This window comes from Paraburkholderia sp. RL17-383-BIF-A (genome assembly GCF_046028015.1).
GTDB lineage: Bacteria > Pseudomonadota > Gammaproteobacteria > Burkholderiales > Burkholderiaceae > Paraburkholderia.
Window position 1 is genome coordinate 1 of record NZ_JARESR010000008.1, and the last position, 18,837, is coordinate 18,837.

An 18,837-nucleotide genomic window follows, 5' to 3' on the forward strand; every position below is an offset into this window, starting at 1 on the left:
CTGCTTTGCGCCAGATTCCGAAGAACCCGGCCCGCATCGCACATCAAGCGCCCACACTTATCGGCTGTTAATTTTTAAAGATCGAGTCCGCATTCACTACCGAACCAGCACCGTATCGCCAACCTCGCAACACCCGGCACCGCTTCGTTCTGCGTCGCTGCATCAGCAGCAGAGAAACGAGATTATGGAGAGCGAGAGACATATCGTCAACCCCCTTCGCGCAATATTTTTCAAAAAGTTGAGGAGCACCGAAACAGACCTCACAGCGACACCGCCAATTTAGTTAGCCATCCGATCTAATTGGCCGCTCGCGGAACAATTCTACTTGCGGCATCGAGACAGTGACCCACGACCGCACCTCTACCAAACCCATCTGGCAATGACCAACCTCGCTATATATAGAGCACTCGCCGCCCAACATAAAGCAGCGCCAGAAGAAACCAAAGCCGAGTCAGCCGAGAAAACTAAAGTTTCCGCCTTGCCGGCCGTCAACCAAGATATCCCGTCACTCCAATTACCGCCGACCATGGACAATCCAGTCGAGGAACACGTCGACGAACGCTCACCCGCCGCGCAAACGCCAGCCCTCAATCTGGATAATGTCCCGGTGGGCACCGCTCTCGACTGGCCGATCGTCGACGCCGACGGCACGCTCCTTTTCACGAGCGGCACCATCCTCGCGACCACGGACGAACGCACCTTCCTGTTCAACCACTTCCGTCCTCAACGAGGCGACCTGCTGGATGCGGGCACACAAGCGCCACCTCAGCCAGACACTCAGGCAGACCCTGGCGGCCCATTGACGCTAAAGGACATGCACCTGGAAATCGGTGCATTGATCGGTGTGCGTCCGCAACTCGGCAGCGGCGCGCCGATGCATCCATGCCGCATCATCGGCTTCGCACCGAATCACGCGCTCTTCGTCACGCCGCCAATGCACGACGGTCGCATGCTCCCCTTGGGCCTCGGCGAAAACATCGAAATCGTCGCGATTGCCAGTCATGCCGTGTTTCGTTTCGTCTGCACGATCGAGGCAATCTGCCGCTCGCCGTTCGACTACGTCGTGTTGTCGAAACCCGGCGTGATCCGTCGCCTGCGCGAGCGCAAGTCGATCCGCGTCCGCACGCACCTCGCGGTGCGTTTCGGCATCGGTGAAAACGGAGATTCGTATGAGGGGCTTGGACTCGCGAAAGGCATTAGCGCACTGGGCATGCAGTTGATCGCCTCCTGGACGCTGGGTGCTGTCGGCGACCGGTTGCGTCTGGCGTTCCGCCTGAAATCGAAAGATCTCGATACGGAGATCGAAACCACGGCCGTAATCCGCAATGTGCACAAAGGCAACGGGCCGGGCGAGCCTTCGACTCATGGGCTCGAACTCGATCAGCTCGACGCGACCCAGCAAATGGCGATGAAAGTCTTCGTATTCGACCGCCAGGACGACGTGGTGTATTGGTCGAACGGCTTGAAATAAATCAGCGCAGGACGGCGAGCGGCGCAACGCACCCGCTGCTCAGCCCATCAATTCTTCCGGCGTACAACGTCGCGCGCCCCACGCATCGGCGAGCACTTCGCAGCGGCCCAACCGTAACGCCTCACGCTCGAAATCGACGAACACGACTTCGTCCACGTCGAGCGGGCGCACGGGCGTATCGTGCGTGCGCCCGTCGGTGAGGATCCACAGCCAGCGTTGCTGCGCAGGTTTGCGGCGCGCGCTGCGCTCCAGCAGCTGGGTCGCTCGCTGAATGCCGGCAGTGAGCGGTGTGCCGCCGCCGCCGCCCACCGGACTCAACCACCGCTCGTTCCACCAACGCGGCACGGCGGGACCGAATCGCACATCCGCCCCCGCACCGCCGAAACAGACCAGGGCGGCCTCGGCACGCGCGGCGCTCGCGTGGTCGAACAAGGCGACCAACAGTCCCTTGGCGAGCGCGAGGCGCTGCCCGCCCAGCATGGAACCCGAACAATCGAGCACGAAACAATGCAGCACGCCGCCACGCGGCGCCTCGCGCATGAAACGCAGATGCCCGGTTCGTAAAGCGCCTTGGCCCTTCGCCGCGAGTGTGTGAGGCCACGCGATGCGCTTGCCCGGCGTCCCATGCAAGCGGCTGTACGCACCCGCACCTTGCCGCCATCGAAAACCGCTGCGCGAGTCAGCGGCGGCGCCCTTCCGATGGCTCAGCGTTTTTTTGCGCTGAGCGGTATGACGCCTTTGACCTGCGTGGTGGCGGCCGGCTCGGGGGCAAGGTAGCCCCACTCGCTGTCGCCCGCCGCATCAACCGGCGGCGCATTACCTTGCGCAGACGCGGACGACCGCCCCGCGCCGCCGCCCTCAGAAGCGCCACTCTCACGCGCGTCACGACGCGCATGGGAATCACGAGAATGTCGCCGATGAATCAACACCGCCTCGGCAACCCGATCGACATGCTCCGCCGTCACCGCAGCCGCCTGCTCGAACGCCGCCAACGCCCGCGCCGCGCGCAGCATCACGAGATCGGCGCGCAAACCGTCCACGGCGGCGTCGATGCACAACGTGCTGACACGCGCGTGCACGGCGTCGTCCAACGCAAGCTGCGGCAGCGTGGCGCGCGCCGCTCGAATCTGCTGCACATAAGCCGCCTGCTGCTGCGCATAACCCGCACGAAACCCCTGCGGATCGAGATCGAATGCCAGCCGGGCTTTTACGATCGCCTGCCGCACATGCTGCTCGAAGCAGTTCTGCAACTCGACCATCAAGCCGAAACGGTCGATCAGTTGCGGCCGCAGCTCGCCCTCTTCAGGATTCATCGTGCCGATCAGCACGAAGCTCGCGTCGTGGCTATGCGACACGCCATCGCGCTCGACGGTATTCACGCCGCTTGCCGCCGCATCGAGCAAGGCGTCGACGAGCGCGTCGGGCAGCAGGTTGACTTCATCCACATACAGCACGCCGAGATGCGCTTTCGCGAGCAGACCCGGCGAGAAGCGCACCGAGCCGTCGCGCAGCACCGTTTCGATATCGAGCGTACCGATCAAGCGGTCTTCGCTCGCGCCAAGCGGCAAATTCACCAGTTGCCCCTCCGGCAACAACTCGGCGAGCGCCCGGGCCGCCGTCGACTTGGCGGTGCCGCGCGGCCCCGTCACCAGCACGCCGCCCAGCGCCGGATCGATAGCGGCCAGCAAGAGCGCCTGCTGCAAGGGCGCCTGGCCGATCAGCGCGGCAAAAGGAAAAACAGGCCGCCGGGCTGCTGAGTTCATGTTTGCATTCCTTCAATCTGTTGCTCGCTCGCGAGCAGATGCTGTTCCACTTGCGCGCGATAGTCGCCGGGCGTCTGCCACAAACCGCGCTGCATCGCTTCGAGCAGGCGCTCGCAAATCGAATGCAACGCGTGCGGGTTGTGCCGCTGCAAGAACGCGCGGGTGTCAGCGTCGTTCAGATAGGCATCGGTCACGAGCGCGTACTGATGATCCGCGATCACGCGCGCGGTCGCATCGTAGCCGTACAGATAATCGACGGTCGCGGCGATTTCCGCCGCGCCCTTGTAGCCGTGACGCTTCACGCCATCGAGCCATTTTGGATTGACCACCCGCGAGCGGATCACGCGGGCAATCTCCTCATGCAGCGTGCGCACGCGCGGCGCGGCCGGATTGCTATGGTCGGCGTGATACACGCTCGGCTGATCGCCGGCCAGATGCCGTACCGCGGCGACCATGCCACCCTGGAACTGGTAGTAGTCGTTCGAATCGAGCAGATCGTGCTCGCGGTTGTCCTGGTTCTGCAGCACCACGTCCAGCGCCGCGAGGCGCGTGCCGAACGCGTGACGCGCTTCTTCGCCCGCGCTCTTTTGCGTGTACGCGTAACCGCCCCACGACTGATAGGCGTTCGCGAGATCGGCGTCGGTCTGCCATTGCCGCGAGTCGATCATGTCCTGCAGTCCCGCGCCATACGCGCCGGGCCGTGCGCTGAACACGCGCCAGCCGGCGCGCTTGCGCGCCTCGGCGGCGTCCATGCCGCGCGCAATGAGCGCATCGCGCTCACGCAGCACGCGCGCGCGAATCGGATTCAGGTCTTCGGGTTCGTCGAGTTCCGCGACCGCCTGCACGGCGGCGTCGAACAGATGCATCACGTTGGCAAAGGCATCGCGGAAGAAACCGGACACACGCAACGTGACGTCGATGCGCGGCCGGTCGAACACCTCGATCGGCATGATTTCGAAATCGGTCACGCGGTGGCTGCCGGGCGCCCACTTCGGCCGCACGCCCAGCAACGCGAGCGCCTGGGCGATATCGTCGCCGCCGGTGCGCATGGTCGCGGTGCCCCACACGGAGAGGCCAATGGCGCGCGGATAGTCGCCCTTCTCCTGTAAATGCCGTTCGATCAGTTGCTGAGCGGACTTCAATCCCAACGACCAGGCCGCTTGCGTGGGAAGCGCGCGCGTGTCGACAGAATAAAAGTTCCGGCCGGTGGGCAGCACATCGGGCCGTCCGCGCGATGGCGAACCGCTCGGTCCCGGCGGCACGAAGCGCCCTTCGAGACCGCGCTTCAGATGAAGCATTTCCTGCGGGCCGCAGGCGTCGAGCCGCGGCAGCACATCGGCACGCAGTCGCCCGATTACGCGCGCCGCTTGCGGCAATCCGGCAGCGAGCGGAGCCGAAGAGATGGCCTCCTGATCGCCGCACACGCCGCGCAACAACTCGGCCGCCAACAACTCCAGCCGTTCACGCGTGTCGCCGCAGTGCCGCCACGGCGTATCGCTGACATTGCGCAGCACGTCGGGGCGCGGCCCGTCCCACACCGCCGACCAGTCCACCGACAACGGATCGAACAAATGGTCCATCTGCAGATCGCGCGCCAACGCATCGATCAGGCCGGCCTTCGCGCCTTGCCCGTCGCCGACAGGAAAACGCCCAAGCGCCAGCAATGTGTCGCGCCGTTGCACACCGTCCGGCGATTGCCCGAACGTATGCAAGCCGTCGCGAATCTGCGCTTCCTTCAACTCGCACAGCCATGCATCGACGCGCGTGAGGAGCGCGTCCTCATCGTCCTGCCCGGTCGGCGCCGCGAGGCTCAACTCCTCATGCAGCTTATGTTCGACGATGGTCGCCAGAATCGTGCGCCGCAACAGCTTCGAGCGGCGCGGGTCGACCATCAGCGCTTCATAGTATTCGTCCACCTGCCGCTCGAGGTCCTGCAACGGCCCATAGGTTTCGGCGCGCGTGAGCGGCGGCATCAGGTGATCGATGATCACGGCCTGCGCGCGGCGTTTCGCCTGGCTACCCTCGCCCGGATCGTTGACGATGAACGGATACAGATGCGGCATCGGCCCGAGAATCAGATCAGGCCAGCAGGCAGCGCTCAACGCGACGCTCTTGCCAGGCAGCCATTCCAGATTGCCGTGCTTGCCGACATGCACGATCGCGTCGATGCCGAACTGGTGGCGCAGCCAGAAATAGAACGCCAGATAGGCATGCGGCGGCACGAGGTCGGCGTCGTGATAGCTGGCGTAATCGCCCTGTTCGCGCGAACGCGCGGGCTGAATGCCGACGAACACCTGCCCGCAACGCCAGCCCGCGATCATGAAACGGCCGCGCCGCAGCGTCGGATCCTGCTCCGGTGCGCCCCAACGCGCGTTCAACGCCTGCCGCGCCTCGAGGGGCAACGCATTGAAGTGCGCGAGGTAATCAGCGAGCGCGAGGCTTTGCAGTGCGGGACGCAGATCGCGCACCACCGGATCGTTGGTCACGCCCTCGGTGAGCTTCTTCAGCAGCGCGTCGCCGTCGGCGGGCAAGTCGGCGAGACGGTAGCCTTCGTCGCGCAGCATCGACAGAATGCGGACCACCGAGGCCGGCGTATCCAGTCCCACGCCGTTGCCGATGCGCCCTTCGCTCATCGGATAGTTGGCGAGAATCAGCGCGACTGTTTTGTCCGCGTTATCGAGTGAACGCAGACGGCACCAGCGTCGGGCCAGTTCCGCGAGAAACGCCACGCGCTCGGCGTCCGGCTGATACCGCACCACGTCGACCTGAGTGTGCGGACAACGGTAAGCCAGCCCCTTGAAGCTGATGGCGCGCGTAATGATGCGGCCGTCCACTTCCGGCAGCGCGATATGCATGGCGATATCGCGCGAATTGAGGCCGTGATTGTCCTTCTGCCAGTCTTCACGATTGCCGCCGCTCAGAATCACCTGGAACACCGGCGCGTCGCCGGCGAGCGCGAGCGGCTCCGGGTCGTCGATCGCGGAAGCGGCGAAGGCGGTCGTATTCAGCACCAGCGCGGCATTGTGCTCTGCGCACAGCGATTGCACGACTTCGCGGCTGAATGCGTCTTTGAGCGAGGTAATCGCGATCGGCAACGGATTCAGGCCTTGCGATTCGAGCGCGTCGATCAGCGCGTCGAACACAGCCGTATTGGCCGCCTGCAGATGCGCCTTGTAGAACAGGATCGCCGCGACCGGCGCGTCCGGTTGCCAGCGCGCCTGCCAGTCGGTGATAGTCGGCGTTTCACGCCCGGGATGATAGAGCGTCGCGGCAGGCAACACGCGCGGCGGCGCAGGCTCGCGTCCCCAGCCGAAGGTGCGGTGCGCGATACAGCGCAGGAACGCCTCGGCATTCTGCGCACCGCCCTCGCGCAGATAACGCCACAGTTGATGGCACAGCTCGGCGCTTGCAGTACTGCGCGCGAGCAGGTTCGGATCTTCCTGCAAATCGCCGGAGAACATCGCGAGCGTCTGCTGCTTGCGCTCGGCGAGCGCCACCACCTGCTCGATACCGTAAGGCCAATACGCTTCGCCGCCGAGGTGATCGACCACCACCACACGCGCGTGCTGCAAGACGTCTTCGACGTAGAAATCGACCGAGGCCGGTTGCCGCAAATACGTGACGTTCGCGAGCCGCACGCTCGGGAAACCTTCACCCAGGCGCGCAATCACGCTCGCGAGCAGCGACAGCGTTGTATCGGCGGAGCTGAGCACGACGATGTCGGCGGGCTGCTGATCGATACGGATCACGCCTTGTGTATCGTCGACGAAACCGCCCGGCGTGGTGCGCAGCAGATGCATGAGCGCTTACGCCTGTTCCGTTTCGACGCTCGACGGCACGCCGAGCGCCACGTCGAACGCACGCTGCAACGCGGCCTGATCGAGATCCTCGCCAATCAGCACGAAGCGGCTCGGGCCGCTTTCGCCAGCCTGCCAGCGTCGATCGAAATAGCTGTCGAAGCGGCGGCCCACGCCCTGAATCACGAGGCGCATCGCCGCGCCCGGCAGCGCCGCGAACCCTTTGACGCGGTAGATCGTATTCGTTTCGACGAGCCCTTGCAGCGCGGCGATCACTGCTTCGCGCGAGAGCGCATTCGCCTGCACGACCACCGAATCGAATTCGTCGTGATGGTGGTCGGCGTCTTCGGCGGAACCGTGGTGATCGTGGCGCAGGTGGATCGTCTCTTCCGAGGCGGCTTCGAGCCCCAGTAACGTATGCAGATCGAGCCGGCCCATCTGCGCGCGCACGATCTTCACTTGCGGCGGAATCTCTTCGCGAATCACCAGCTCGACCGCGTTTTGCTGCGCGTCGTCGAGCAAATCGGTCTTGTTCAGAATCACCAGATCGGCGGCGGACAACTGATCTTCGAACAGTTCGTGCAACGGCGATTCGTGGTCGAGATTCGGATCGGCCTTGCGCTGTGCATCCACGGCGACCGGGTTGTCGGCGAACTGACCGCTTGCCGCAGCCGGGCCGTCCACCACGGTGACCACGGCATCCACGGTAAAGCTGCTCTTGATCTGCGGCCAGTTGAAGGCCTGCACCAGCGGCTTGGGCAACGCGAGCCCCGACGTCTCGATCAGCACGTGATCGATCTGATCGCGGCGCTCGACGAGTTTTTCCATCACCGGAAAGAACTCTTCCTGCACGGTGCAGCACAGGCACCCGTTGGCGAGTTCATACAATTGGCCTTCGGTTTCGACGCCGTTTTCATCGCAACCGATTCCGCAACCCTTGAGAATTTCCCCGTCGATACCGAGTTCGCCGAACTCGTTGACGATCACCGCGATGCGCTTGCCGCCCGCATGCTGAAGAATGTGCCGCAGCAGCGTGGTCTTGCCGCTGCCGAGAAAGCCCGTGACGATGGTGACGGGGATCTTGCGCATTTGAGTTTGCATCGTGAGGTCCATCCGTAGGAGTTGCACGTGCACGCCGGCGTGTTTTTGTGTGTCTGTCTGCGCGTCTGCGTGCATCGGCCGGGTAGCCAGGTAAGCGGCGCGTAAGCCCAGCGAGCCAGGACGACAACACAACACGGGGACGAACGACGGGTTGCCGCGACAACAGAAAAACAGGAAGCGGGAATGAGATCATGAACGCACCGCCGCATCCCCGCGGCGTTCGCCCTTCGTATTCTGGCCGGTATCCGGGCTGGCGAAAGCGCCGCTTCCCCTTCCCGGGCGAGTGATTTCTCGCCCAGTGGTGATATGCCGACGCGGCCTTGCGCGTGGACATCGAAGCCGGCTCCGTGGCGCTAAAGAACTTACCGCAGCACCACATTTCGCTTACCGTTGCGGGGGCAGCACAGGTTGACCCGATCCATGGCAGGCGGGCACCCTGTTTCCCGTTTAACTGCATGCGCACGAGCGCGCACACGAGCACCAAAGTGCGTGCGAGTGTAGGCCCGCGGCCCGGTGCCGTCAAGGAAACGCAAGCCGCAAGCGCTTATCGGGCGGGACGCCATGTGCTATCGTATGCGCGCGTTTGGTGCCCGCACATGCATTCGCGTGTGCAGTTAAACGGGAAACAGGCCGCGCTTTACGCGCTCAACCTGTGCTGTCCCCGCAACGGTAAGCGACCTGCGGCGCGGTGTCTTTCAGCTCGCGCCGCGCATGCGTTTTTTCGATGCCACTGTCCATGACATTCCAACGAATGCGGACGGGAAGGCAAAGCGCATGAGGCCGCCAGCCCGGATACCGGCCAGACGCGGAGGCGGCGAACCTCAGGGCAACATCACGCCGCCGGCCGCCGGAATCCGCGAGGGACGGATGTGAAGGCGCTGAAGCACGACGTGGCGCATCCGTTCGTCGATCCGTTCCCAAAGGGACCGTGGCGAGCCGCGCGTTTCGCCGTGCCTGAATCCGTAGCACTGCATGCCCCCAAAGTCCGTCATCCGGCGCGCCTGCGCGCTTCGCCCCTTTCCGCCCGTCACGACGTGGCGCTCGCCATGCACGTCGCGATGACCCGCGCCTGGCTGATCGGCGCCGGCCCCGGCGACGTCGAACTCATGACCCTCAAGGCGACCCGCGCATTGGCCCAAGCCGATGTGGTGCTGGTCGACGACCTGGTGAATCCCGACGTGCTGCAGTTCGCGCGCGCCGACGCGCAGGTCGTCTACGTCGGCAAACGCGGCGGCCATCCGTCCACGCCGCAGGCCGGCATCGTCGCGCAGTTGCTCGAACACGTGCGGGCCGGGCGCAGCGTCGCGCGCCTGAAAGGCGGCGATCCGTTCGTGTTCGGCCGGGGCGGCGAAGAACAGCAGGCGCTGCATGCGGCGGGCGTCGAGGTGGAGGTCATCAACGGCATTACGGCGGGCATCGCCGCGCCCGCGGCCATCGGCATTCCCGTCACGCACCGCGATCACGCTCAAGGCGTGGTATTCGTCACCGGGCACGGCGCGGGTAGCGGCGAACCCGACTGGGCCGCGCTCGTCGCTACGCGCATGACCCTCGTGATCTATATGGGCATGCGCCGGCTGCACGATATCGTCGACGCGTTGCTCGCGGCCGGCATGAGCGCCGACACGCCATGCGCGGCGATCGAATCGGCCACCCGTCCGGAGCAGCGCCATGCGCTCGCGCGGCTCGGCGAGTTCGCCGACACCGTCGCGCGTGCCGGACTCGGCTCGCCGGCGATCGTGGTGATCGGCGGTGTGGCGTCGCTCGCGCTGGCGCGCGCAGCGGCGCGGGCCGATGACGAAGCGCCTTGCGCAGACGGCGCGGCTACACAATGAAGACGCTGAGCGTGGGCATTGGTTGCCGTGCGCACAGCTCGGCCGAACAGATCGACGCGGCGGTGCGCGCCGCGCTCGGCGCGCATGCGTTCGATGAAATCGGCACCGTAGCGTCCATCGATACCAAAGCCCACGAAGCCGGCCTGCTCGAATTTTGCGCGCGTCATGCGCTGCGGCTGACATTCTTCAGCCGTGAACGGATCGCTGCGATGCCCGTGGCGGAGCCTTCGGCGGCAGCGCGTGAGCACCTCGGCGTGGATGGCGTGTGCGAGCCGTGCGCGCTGCTTGCAGCGACGGACGGACTCGGTGAATCCACCACGTCCGGAGCGCCTCGAGCACGGCTCCTCGTGCGCAAGACCGTCCATGCCGGCGTCACCGTGGCGATCGCCTCGACCACGGCCTAAGCCCAACGCGAACACCCAAACAACGACACTCAGGAACAGAACCTGCCATGAAGACCGATCCCGAATCGCATCAACGCATGACCGAGCGCCGACGCGAAGGCCACGAGAAGAAACAGGCCAACGCCACCGTCGAAAAAGGCCTGCTGATCGTCAACACCGGCACCGGCAAGGGCAAAACCACCGCCGCATTCGGCATGGCCGTACGGGTGTTGGGCCACGGCATGCGCCTTGGCGTCGTGCAGTTCATCAAGGGCGCGCTGCACACGTCGGAGCGCGACTTTCTCGGCGCGATCGCCAACTGCGATTTCGTCACGATGGGCGACGGCTACACCTGGAACACGCAGAACCGCGACGCCGATATCGCGACCGCGCGCAAAGGCTGGGACGAAGCGCGCCGCATGATCGAAAGCGGCGAGTATCAGATGGTGATCCTCGACGAGCTGAACACGGTGCTCAAGTACGAATACCTGCCGCTCGACGAAGTGCTCGCGGTGCTGAACGCGCGCGCGCCGATGCTGCACGTGGTGGTGACCGGCCGCCACGCGCCGGACGCGTTGATCGAAGCCGCCGACCTCGTCACCGAAATGCGCATCGTCAAGCATCCGTATCGCGAGCAGGGTGTGAAAGCGCAGCGCGGCGTGGAGTTCTGAGCGATGTCCGCGTCCCCCGAGGGCACCTCGGCCGGCGAGTCTTCAAAAGAGACGTCCTCCGGTGCATGCCCCGCCCTCTTCATCAGCGCGCCCGCGTCGGGTCAAGGCAAGACCACGATCACCGCGGGTCTGGCGCGCTACCATCGGCGGCTGGGGCGACGCGTGCGCGTCTTCAAGACCGGACCGGATTTTCTCGATCCGATGATTCTGGCGCGCGCAAGCGGCGCGCCCGTCCTCTCGCTCGATCTGTGGATGGTGGGCGAAGCCGCCTGCCGCAGCCTGCTCGCGCAAGCGGCCGCCGAAGCCGACCTGATCCTGATAGAAGGCGTGATGGGTTTGTTCGACGGCACGCCGAGCAGCGCCGATCTCGCCACCACGTTCCGCGTGCCCGTGCTCGCGGTGATTTCGGCGAAGGCAATGGCGCAGACCTTCGGCGCGGTGGCCTTCGGCCTCGCGCAATTCCGGCCGCAAGTGCCGTTTTACGGCGTGCTCGCCAATCGCGTCGGCTCCGCGCGACACGCGCAGATGCTCGAAGAAGCGTTGCCGCCAGGTCTGCGCTGGTGCGGGCACATTGCCGCCAGCGATGAAATCGCCTTACCCGACCGTCATCTCGGCTTGCACCAGGCGGACGAAATCGACGATCTCAATGCGCGCCTGGATCACGCCGCCGATACGCTCGGCCGCACCGCGCTGTGCGAACTGCCGCCGCCGGTCGAGTTCGGCGCGCCCGTGCCGGACGTGCTGCCGCGTCTGCTGGAGGGCAAGACGATCGCCATCGCGCGCGACGCCGCATTCTCGTTCATCTATCCGGCCAACGTCGCGCTGCTGGAAGCGCTCGGCGCGCGGATCGATTACTTCTCGCCGCTCGCCGACCAGCCACTGCCCGAACACGCGGACGCGCTGTACCTGCCCGGCGGCTACCCGGAGCTGCACGCGGCAACGCTGGCGGCCAGCACGCGCAGCGCCGCGAGCATTCGCGCGCACGCGGCCGCGGGCAAGCCGCTCGTTGCCGAATGCGGCGGCATGCTCTATCTGCTCGACCGCCTCACCGACACGCAAGGCGTCAGCACGCCGATGCTCGGCCTGCTGCGAGGCCACGCGACGATGCAAACGCGCTTCACCGCGCTCGGCATGCAACGGATCGACAGCCTGCACGGGCCGATGACCGGCCACACGTTTCACTACTCGAAGCTCGACACCTCGCTCACGCCTCTGCGTTCGGCGATCCGGCCGCAAGGCGACGCGCCCGGTGAGGCCGTCTACCGCGCAGGTTCGATCGTGGCGAGCTACATGCACGCTTATTGGCCCTCCAACCCGGCCTTCGCGGCCGCCCTGTTCCATGGCGAAGCCTTTTGACGATTTCGAGCGCGACGCTGTCTACCGCGCCATTTACGAACGCCGCGACATGCGCCATTTCGTGCGCGATCCGGTCGACGCCGCCGTGCTGCAGCGCCTGCTCGACGCGGCGCATCACGCGCCGAGCGTCGGCTTCATGCAGCCGTGGCGGATCGCGCGAATCACCGATCCGGCGCTGCGCACGGCCTTGCATGACACGGTGGAAACCGAACGCCTCGCCACCGCCGACGCGCTCGGCCAACGCCGCGAAGCGTTCATGAAGCTGAAAGTGGAAGGCATGCTGGACTGCGGCGAACTATTGGTGATGGCGCTGATGGACGGGCGCGAGCGCCATATCTTCGGCCGCCGCACCTTGCCGGAAATGGACCTCGCGTCGGTGGCGTGTGCGATCCAGAACATGTGGCTCGCGGCCCGCGCGGAAGGTCTGGGAATGGGCTGGGTGTCGCTGTTCGATGTCGACGCGGTTCGCCAGCTACTGCACATGCCGGAGGGCGCGCGGCCCGTGGCGATTCTGTGCCTGGGTCACGTCGACCAGTTCTACGACGAGCCGATGCTGGAAACCGAACGCTGGGCGAGCCGCCTGCCGCTCGCCGACTGTGTCTTCGAAAACCGTTGGCCGCAAGACCGCGACGCGCCGGAGTGATCGTGGCGCACTACGGTTGCAGCGGCTTCACCGACATCACCGTCGGCACGCCGCTCGTCTCGTCAGCACGCAGTTTCACGCGCCAGTCGTGCGGCGCGTCGAAGGGAAACCTGGCCAGCGCGCTTTTGACGAGCGCCGGCATGGCATGCAGCGGATCCGCGTCGCGATCGCTGCTCGACGCGCTGACTTTATAGACCTCCCGCCCGCTCGCGCGCTCGAAAAACCGCAGCGTCAGCGCGTGCCGATAGACAGGGCCGCCGAACAGCGAGAACGGTGCATCGGGCGCTCGTTCGCAGGCGCCCGGCGCGCAGCCTTTTTCACTGACGCCGATCGTCGCCGGCCGCGTGTCGTAAGCAATCGAGAGCAGATAACGCGCGGACCGATCCGCCGTTTCAACGAAGCCCTGCTTTGCCAGTTCATCCGCCAGCAAGCTTTCGAAGCGCGGATGATCCGCGCCGGCCTCTTGCGACGGCATGCGCGTGATCGCATAGGTCCGCTCACCTTGCAGCGCGGCGGCGGCGTTCGAGGTGTCGGAGCTATGCACGTCGGCGCTCAGGCCGGTGCAACCGGTCAGACTCGCCGCGGCCAGCGCGGCACAGAACAGGATGGCTTTCACGATCTTCTCGCTTCGATAAGGTGCATAGTCATACGTCACGTGCGCGGCGTGAGGAAAGCGCCGGATTGCGCGTCTTCGAGCACCGGCAGACGGATCGTGAACGCCGTGCCCTGACCGGGTTCGCTCGCCACCTCGACATCGCCGCCGTGGCGCGTGACGACCGTCTTGACGAAGGCCATGCCGAGCCCCGCGCCGCCCACTTCCGGCCGCTCGGCTTCGTGAAAGCGCCGGAAGCGCTCGAACAGGCCCGCCTGCTGTTCCTTCGGAATGCCGTAGCCCTGGTCACGAACCGTGCACGACACGCGCCTCGCCACACCCGGCATCGCCTTCGGTGTCGGGCTCGCCACGCTGCATACGATCCGCGTATCCGGCGGACTGTATTTGACCGCGTTGTTCAGAATGTTGACGAGCGCGCGCGTCATCAACGAACGGTCGGCGCAGATCCAGTGGTCGTCGTCATCGGCGCCGGTCCCGTCGGCCGCGGCGGTTTCGGTGAGCAAAGTAATGCGCTTGGCGTGCGCCTGCGGCCAGACTTCGTCGCTGGCGTCGATCAGCAACTCGTTTAGATTCACCGGTTCCAGCACATAGGTTTGCGATTCGGCGCGCGCCAGTTGCACGAAGTCGTCGGCCAGCGTGAGCGCGCGCTGCGCGTAGCGCTCGATGCGTTCCAGCAAACCGCGCGCGAGCACCGGCTCGCTACGGGCGCGTTCGATCTCCACCAGCGCGAGAATCGACGCCTGCGGCGAGCGCATGTCGTGCGACAGGAGCCGCAGCGCGTCTTCCCGTTGACGCTCGGCCGCATGCAGGGCCGACACGTCGACGAGGCCCGCAATCCAGCCGGTGGTCTCGCCCTGCTCGTTGGTGCAGTTCGCGTAACGCAGCAAATGGTCGCGCTCGCGCGCGTCGCGCACTTCCACGCCGTGCGCCATCAGCGCGGCGAATTCATGGCGCGCCGGATCGAGCGGCGCCGGCCAGTGCGCGCGGGCGAACAGGTTGTTTTCGGCATCCGACGCCGCGTCGCTGTCGATCGTCTTCATGAGCGTCAGGCCGCCCAGCACGGCCTGCATCGGGCGGCCTTCGGGCAGTGGCGCGGCGAGACGCGCGAAATGCGCCTTGGCGGCATGGTTCGCGATCAGCACGACGCCGCGCACGTCGCTGACGAGGATCGGCTCCGGCATGCTGTCGAGGCTGTCCCACACGAAGCGCTTCATGTCCTGCACACGCTGCGCGGCCTGCGCCATCAGCGCCATGTGCTGCTCCAGCACGTCGCCGCCGAACTCGCGGCGGCGCTGCGGCGTTTCCGGCAGCAGATGGGGTTCGTCGGCGAGACGTTGCAGTTCTTCGCGCAGATAGGCCATGGTCATTTCAAGGCGCCGCCAGTTCCAGATCGGATAGACGGCCACCACGCCGACGATCGCCGGCACCGGCGACATCCAGAGCCGCGCGCCGTAGAGCAAGGCGGCGCTGCCGGACGCCGCGAGCAGGCACAGCGCGCCGGTCAGCAGCAGCGAACGGCGCGGCGACAACACCAGAAAACCGGCCAGCAGCGCGGCGAGCGGCACGAGCGACACCGCGAATAGCGCCCAACGCGCGGCCGGCTCGATCTCGCGGCCGGTCAGCAGCGTGTCGAGCACGTTGGCATGGATATACACGCCGGGCAACGGCCCGAGTTCGCCCGACACCGGCGTCGCAAAGCGGTCGTACAAACCGGACGCGGTCACGCCGATCAGCACGATGCGGCCGCGCAACTGCTCCGGCGACACGTCGCCGGCGAGCACGCGGGCAAAACTCAGCTTCGGATAGTTCTGGGCGTTCGGACCGAACGGGATGAGGAAACGGCCGTCGTCGCCGTTGTCGGGTGAGGCCGCGGCCGAAACACGGGTGGGCTGTCCGCCGTTCAGGTGCAGCACGCCATGCTCGACGGCCTGGGCGACCGGCAGCATCAATTGCGGCCAGCGCGAATCGGCGTCGCCCTCATATTGCGCGACGCTGCGCACGATTCCGTCGCTGTCGACTTCGAGATTGATATGACCGAGCCCCGCCGCCGCATGCGCGAGCGGCGCCACCGGCTCGACCACGGTGCGGCGCCCGGCGCTGTCGGGCGCGCCGAGCAGTATCGGCAGATAGGTCGGACTCAGCGCGATAGCGGGGGCCAGTTCGGCGTCTTGCGCATTGGGCTCGGTGAACAGCACGTCGTAGATCACCGCGGCGGGATTCGCTTTCGCGATCTGTTCGAGCAGCTTCGCATGGACACTGCGCGGCCACGGCCAGCGGCCCAGTTGCGCGATGCTCGCGTTGTCGATTTCGAGCACCACGATATCGTGCAGCACAGGCTGTGCGCGCAGGCTCAGAAAGCGGTCATAGACCAGATGATCGACGCTCGCGCTCAGACGGCCGAGCGAACTGAGCAGAATCACCACGACGCCGAGGCAGCCGATGCCCGCCCATTCGATCAGGAAGCGGCGGCCGGCGCGCCGTCCGAGACGGGCGCGCGGATCGAGGCTCAGGCGCGTAGGAGTGGTCGGCAAAGCGTTGTTCGGTTCGAAGCCAGGAAGCGGGCTGATGAATTGCTCAGCCCCGTGAATCTATCAGCGTCAGCGCGCAAGCGTAAACGAGCGCACGGCGCTGCTCTTTTCGTAGAGGCGGCCGTTCTCGAACTGCTCGGCGACGATCGTCCAATAGTAATCGCCAGCCGGCAGATCGCTCACGACCAGTTGGCCGCCGGACAAATCGGTGCGGTCCACGAGCGGATGCCGCAGATCGGCCGTCTTCGCCAGCACGAAACGGAAGCGCGTCTCGACCGTGGCGCGGCTCACGAACCAGCGGAACTCATAGTCGCGGCTGCCGGCGCGCTGGCCGGCCGAGGCGGCCAGCCCGAGCTGACGGCGCTCGAACGCATACACCTGCGGCAGTCCTTCGAGTCCGTTGCCGTCGATCGCGGCGATGCGCACGAAATAGGTGCCGTCGGGCAGGTCGCCGAAATCCGCGTGCGGCCCGCTCGCGCGCAGATCGCGGATCAGGTCGAGCTGGTCGGCGTCGCGTGCGATCTGCACGCGATACGCCACGGCGTGCTCGGCCGGAACGAGGTCGAACGCGACCGTCTTGCCGTCCTGCACCTTGCCCGGCTGCGCGAGCGCGGGCGCGGGCAGCAGTTCGACCGGCCCGCCGATCGTTTCGCCTGCCCGCGTCACGCTGCCGAAGCGCGCCTTCACGAGCTGCGCGGAAGCCTGCAGCGGCACGCCCGGCGGCGGCGGAACGCGCCCGCCGAACGCGGCAGGGTCGACGCCGACCGCTCCGTCCAGCACTTCCACTGCGGTGATTCGCGCGTCGCCGTCGTAGGCGACCTTGAAGCGCGTTCCGCGCACGCCGGCCACGACGGACGGCGAGCGGATCTGGAAGCGGTCGTCTTTTTTCGTCGCATGCGTGACCTGGCTCTCGACTTCGCCGCTGCGCAATTCGAGCACGCGATCGCTGGCGCCGGTCAGCGTGGTGCGCCGCAGCGTGTTGACATCCAGCAGGCCATTCTGCGCAACCGTGACATGCGACCCGTCGGGCAATTCCAGCGACACAAAACCGTTTTCGCCGGTGCGGATGCGATCGCCCTCGCCCAGCGTCGCGCCTTGTGCGAGCGGCACGTAGGGATTCTTGCCGAACGCATGCTCGACCGGGCCGCTCGTCGCGATCACGCGGGCCGATTCCTGTTCCTGTTTGAGCTTGTCGGCGGGCAGGCGCAACACGACTCCGGCCGGCATGCGGCGCGGCGCGGGCACATGATTCACGCGGCTCAACACAGCCCAATCGTTCGGATCGCGCAGATAGTGGCCCGCGATGTCGTACAGCGTGTCGCCCTCGTGCGTCACATACGACAGGTACACGGGCGCACGCATCGACTGCGCAACCGATGATGCCGGCGCGAAGCAGGCCATCGCGAGCACGCCGGCGGCTGCGAGCAACGCGCCACCGCGGCGGCCCGGCGAAACCGCGCTGCCGCGCGGCGCCACACCGGCGGACAACGTCACGCGTCCCCCGCTTCAGGGCGTTGGCCGAGCGCCGCCGACGGCGCGGCGGATTCGATCCGCTCCAGCCGGTAGCCATAGCCGTAAATCGGCGTCAGACGGTAACCGTGCTCCGGGCGCAAACCGAGCTTGCTGCGCAGCATCGATACGTGCGTGTCCATGGTGCGCGACGGAATGTCGGTCGCCTGCTTCCAGATCACGTCGAGAATGTGCGCGCGCGAGAGTGGCCGGCTCAGATGCTGGAACAGCAACAGCGCGAGGTCGAATTCCTTCTGCGTGACGGCAACCGCCGTGCCGCGCACCACCACGTGCTTCGCGCCCAGATCGAATTCGAATTCGCCGAAAACTTCCTTCACCGCGGCCGGCTTGAGGTGATAAGCGCGGCGCAGCAAGGAGCCGACTCGCGCCAGCAAGACTGCGGCGGAAACCGGTTTGACGACGTAGTCGTCCGCACCCGTGTTGAGAATCGACGTGATGTCGGTTTCACGGCCGCGGCTCGTCATGAACAGCACCGGCAAGCGCTCGGAAAGACTTTCCCGCACCCAGCGCAGCACCTCTTCACCCGACATGTCGGGCACGTTCCAGTCGAGCACCAGCAGATCGAACGTCTGGCGCCGCAGCTGCCGCACCAGTTCGCGACCCGCACCGTATGCGTGACAGATATGACCCGCCGCCGACAGCGTTTGGCAAACAAGGTCGGCCTGAGCCGAATCGTCATCCAGGACAGCAATTCTCATAAAACCCCGCAACGCGACATCGTCGTTCGTAACTGGTGGCCGGCTGACCGGCAGATGACCGGGATGACGGCACAAGCACCGACGATCCGGCTTCCAATTTCATCTTCGGCGGCACATTTTTCGACTTGTGGTCCTTTGCCTTGCGCCCTGTTCGATCCCGCCTCCGTCTCAAAATTAGCGCGCAGTGTTCGCTTTATCGCGCCGCGTATCGAGGGGCAGGTCATCATAATCGAAAAAACGGCTGTTCTTTCCCGGATAAGATCACGCGAATCTCCGGTCAGGCGATGCGGTTGTTCAACCATCCCAGCATTTTTCAGCGGCACAGTCGCCCGCTGCGCCGTGTGTGTGCATCGATCGCAAGGGCCGTCGTTTTCAGCGGCTGGTCTCGCCCGCACGGTAGTTGGCCCCGTTCGCCGTTGTCTTTTTCAGGCTGCGTCCCCCACTTGGGAAA

Annotated in this window: 14 protein-coding genes and 2 riboswitches; of the genes, 6 read left to right on the top strand and 8 right to left on the bottom strand. The window is 65.8% G+C overall.

The genetic code is table 11. The features are described 5' to 3' along the window. The first annotated feature begins 526 nt into the window (after window positions 1-526). On the top strand, window positions 527-1,471 hold the full coding sequence (locus P0D71_RS11610; RefSeq protein WP_091801640.1) for a flagellar brake protein: 945 nt from the start codon (window positions 527-529) through the stop codon (window positions 1,469-1,471). A gap of 39 nt (window positions 1,472-1,510) precedes the next feature. Here P0D71_RS11610 and P0D71_RS11615 read toward each other — a convergent pair whose 3' ends face one another. The 4 genes from P0D71_RS11615 to cobW all read right to left on the bottom strand — a co-directional run bounded on the left by P0D71_RS11615 (window position 1,511) and on the right by cobW (window position 8,132). Further along, window positions 1,511-2,101 (bottom strand): vWA domain-containing protein, encoded by a 591-nt coding sequence (locus P0D71_RS11615; RefSeq protein WP_408480089.1) that lies wholly within the window; start codon window positions 2,099-2,101, stop codon window positions 1,511-1,513. Between the two features lie 74 nt (window positions 2,102-2,175). Further along, a complete protein-coding gene (locus P0D71_RS11620; protein ID WP_408480091.1) occupies window positions 2,176-3,234 on the bottom strand; it encodes a magnesium chelatase ATPase subunit I in 1,059 nt (352 codons plus the stop codon). Next, window positions 3,231-7,034 carry a cobaltochelatase subunit CobN gene (gene cobN, locus P0D71_RS11625; RefSeq protein ID WP_408480092.1) on the bottom strand — a complete coding sequence of 1,268 codons (3,804 nt, stop codon included), beginning with the start codon at window positions 7,032-7,034 and terminating at the stop codon, window positions 3,231-3,233. Before cobN ends, P0D71_RS11620 begins: the two co-directional genes overlap by 4 nt. Window positions 7,035-7,040: 6 nt before the next feature. After that, complete coding sequence (gene cobW, locus P0D71_RS11630; RefSeq protein WP_408480093.1) at window positions 7,041-8,132, bottom strand: cobalamin biosynthesis protein CobW; 1,092 nt, start codon at window positions 8,130-8,132, stop codon at window positions 7,041-7,043. Window positions 8,133-8,351: 219 nt separating this feature from the next. After that, a riboswitch (cobalamin riboswitch) is annotated at window positions 8,352-8,632 on the bottom strand. Window positions 8,633-8,699: 67 nt separating this feature from the next. After that, window positions 8,700-8,950: riboswitch (cobalamin riboswitch) on the top strand. A gap of 240 nt (window positions 8,951-9,190) precedes the next feature. Here cobW and cobA point away from each other — a divergent pair. Genes cobA through bluB form a run of 5 tightly spaced genes read left to right on the top strand, consistent with a single transcriptional unit; the run spans window position 9,191 to window position 13,017 of the window. Beyond that, on the top strand, window positions 9,191-9,964 hold the full coding sequence (gene cobA, locus P0D71_RS11635) for a uroporphyrinogen-III C-methyltransferase (protein WP_177205179.1): 774 nt from the start codon (window positions 9,191-9,193) through the stop codon (window positions 9,962-9,964). Further along, window positions 9,961-10,368 (top strand): cobalamin biosynthesis protein, encoded by a 408-nt coding sequence (locus tag P0D71_RS11640; RefSeq protein ID WP_408480094.1) that lies wholly within the window; start codon window positions 9,961-9,963, stop codon window positions 10,366-10,368. The genes cobA and P0D71_RS11640 overlap by 4 nt, the downstream gene beginning before the upstream one ends. Window positions 10,369-10,415: 47 nt before the next feature. Then, window positions 10,416-11,018, top strand: a complete 603-nt coding sequence (gene cobO / locus P0D71_RS11645) for a cob(I)yrinic acid a,c-diamide adenosyltransferase (protein WP_091801661.1) — start codon at window positions 10,416-10,418, stop codon at window positions 11,016-11,018. A gap of 3 nt (window positions 11,019-11,021) precedes the next feature. Continuing rightward, entirely contained in the window at window positions 11,022-12,374 is a 1,353-nt protein-coding gene (locus tag P0D71_RS11650) for a cobyrinic acid a,c-diamide synthase CobB (RefSeq protein WP_408480096.1), read from the top strand. Beyond that, window positions 12,358-13,017: a 5,6-dimethylbenzimidazole synthase gene (gene bluB, locus P0D71_RS11655; protein WP_408480097.1), complete on the top strand. Its 660-nt coding sequence runs from the start codon at window positions 12,358-12,360 to the stop codon at window positions 13,015-13,017. Before P0D71_RS11650 ends, bluB begins: the two co-directional genes overlap by 17 nt. 10 nt (window positions 13,018-13,027) lie before the next feature. Here the strand turns inward: bluB and P0D71_RS11660 are convergent, their stop codons facing one another. The 4 genes from P0D71_RS11660 to P0D71_RS11675 all read right to left on the bottom strand — a co-directional run bounded on the left by P0D71_RS11660 (window position 13,028) and on the right by P0D71_RS11675 (window position 18,386). Next, a complete protein-coding gene (locus P0D71_RS11660; RefSeq protein WP_408480099.1) occupies window positions 13,028-13,672 on the bottom strand; it encodes a DUF4136 domain-containing protein in 645 nt (214 codons plus the stop codon). After that, entirely contained in the window at window positions 13,669-16,161 is a 2,493-nt protein-coding gene (locus P0D71_RS11665) for a CHASE2 domain-containing protein (protein WP_408480100.1), read from the bottom strand. The genes P0D71_RS11660 and P0D71_RS11665 overlap by 4 nt, the downstream gene beginning before the upstream one ends. Window positions 16,162-16,227: 66 nt before the next feature. Next, entirely contained in the window at window positions 16,228-17,652 is a 1,425-nt protein-coding gene (locus P0D71_RS11670; protein ID WP_408480102.1) for a FecR family protein, read from the bottom strand. Beyond that, a complete protein-coding gene (locus P0D71_RS11675) occupies window positions 17,649-18,386 on the bottom strand; it encodes a response regulator transcription factor (protein ID WP_091801678.1) in 738 nt (245 codons plus the stop codon). The genes P0D71_RS11670 and P0D71_RS11675 overlap by 4 nt, the downstream gene beginning before the upstream one ends. Between the last annotated feature and the right edge of the window lie 451 nt (window positions 18,387-18,837).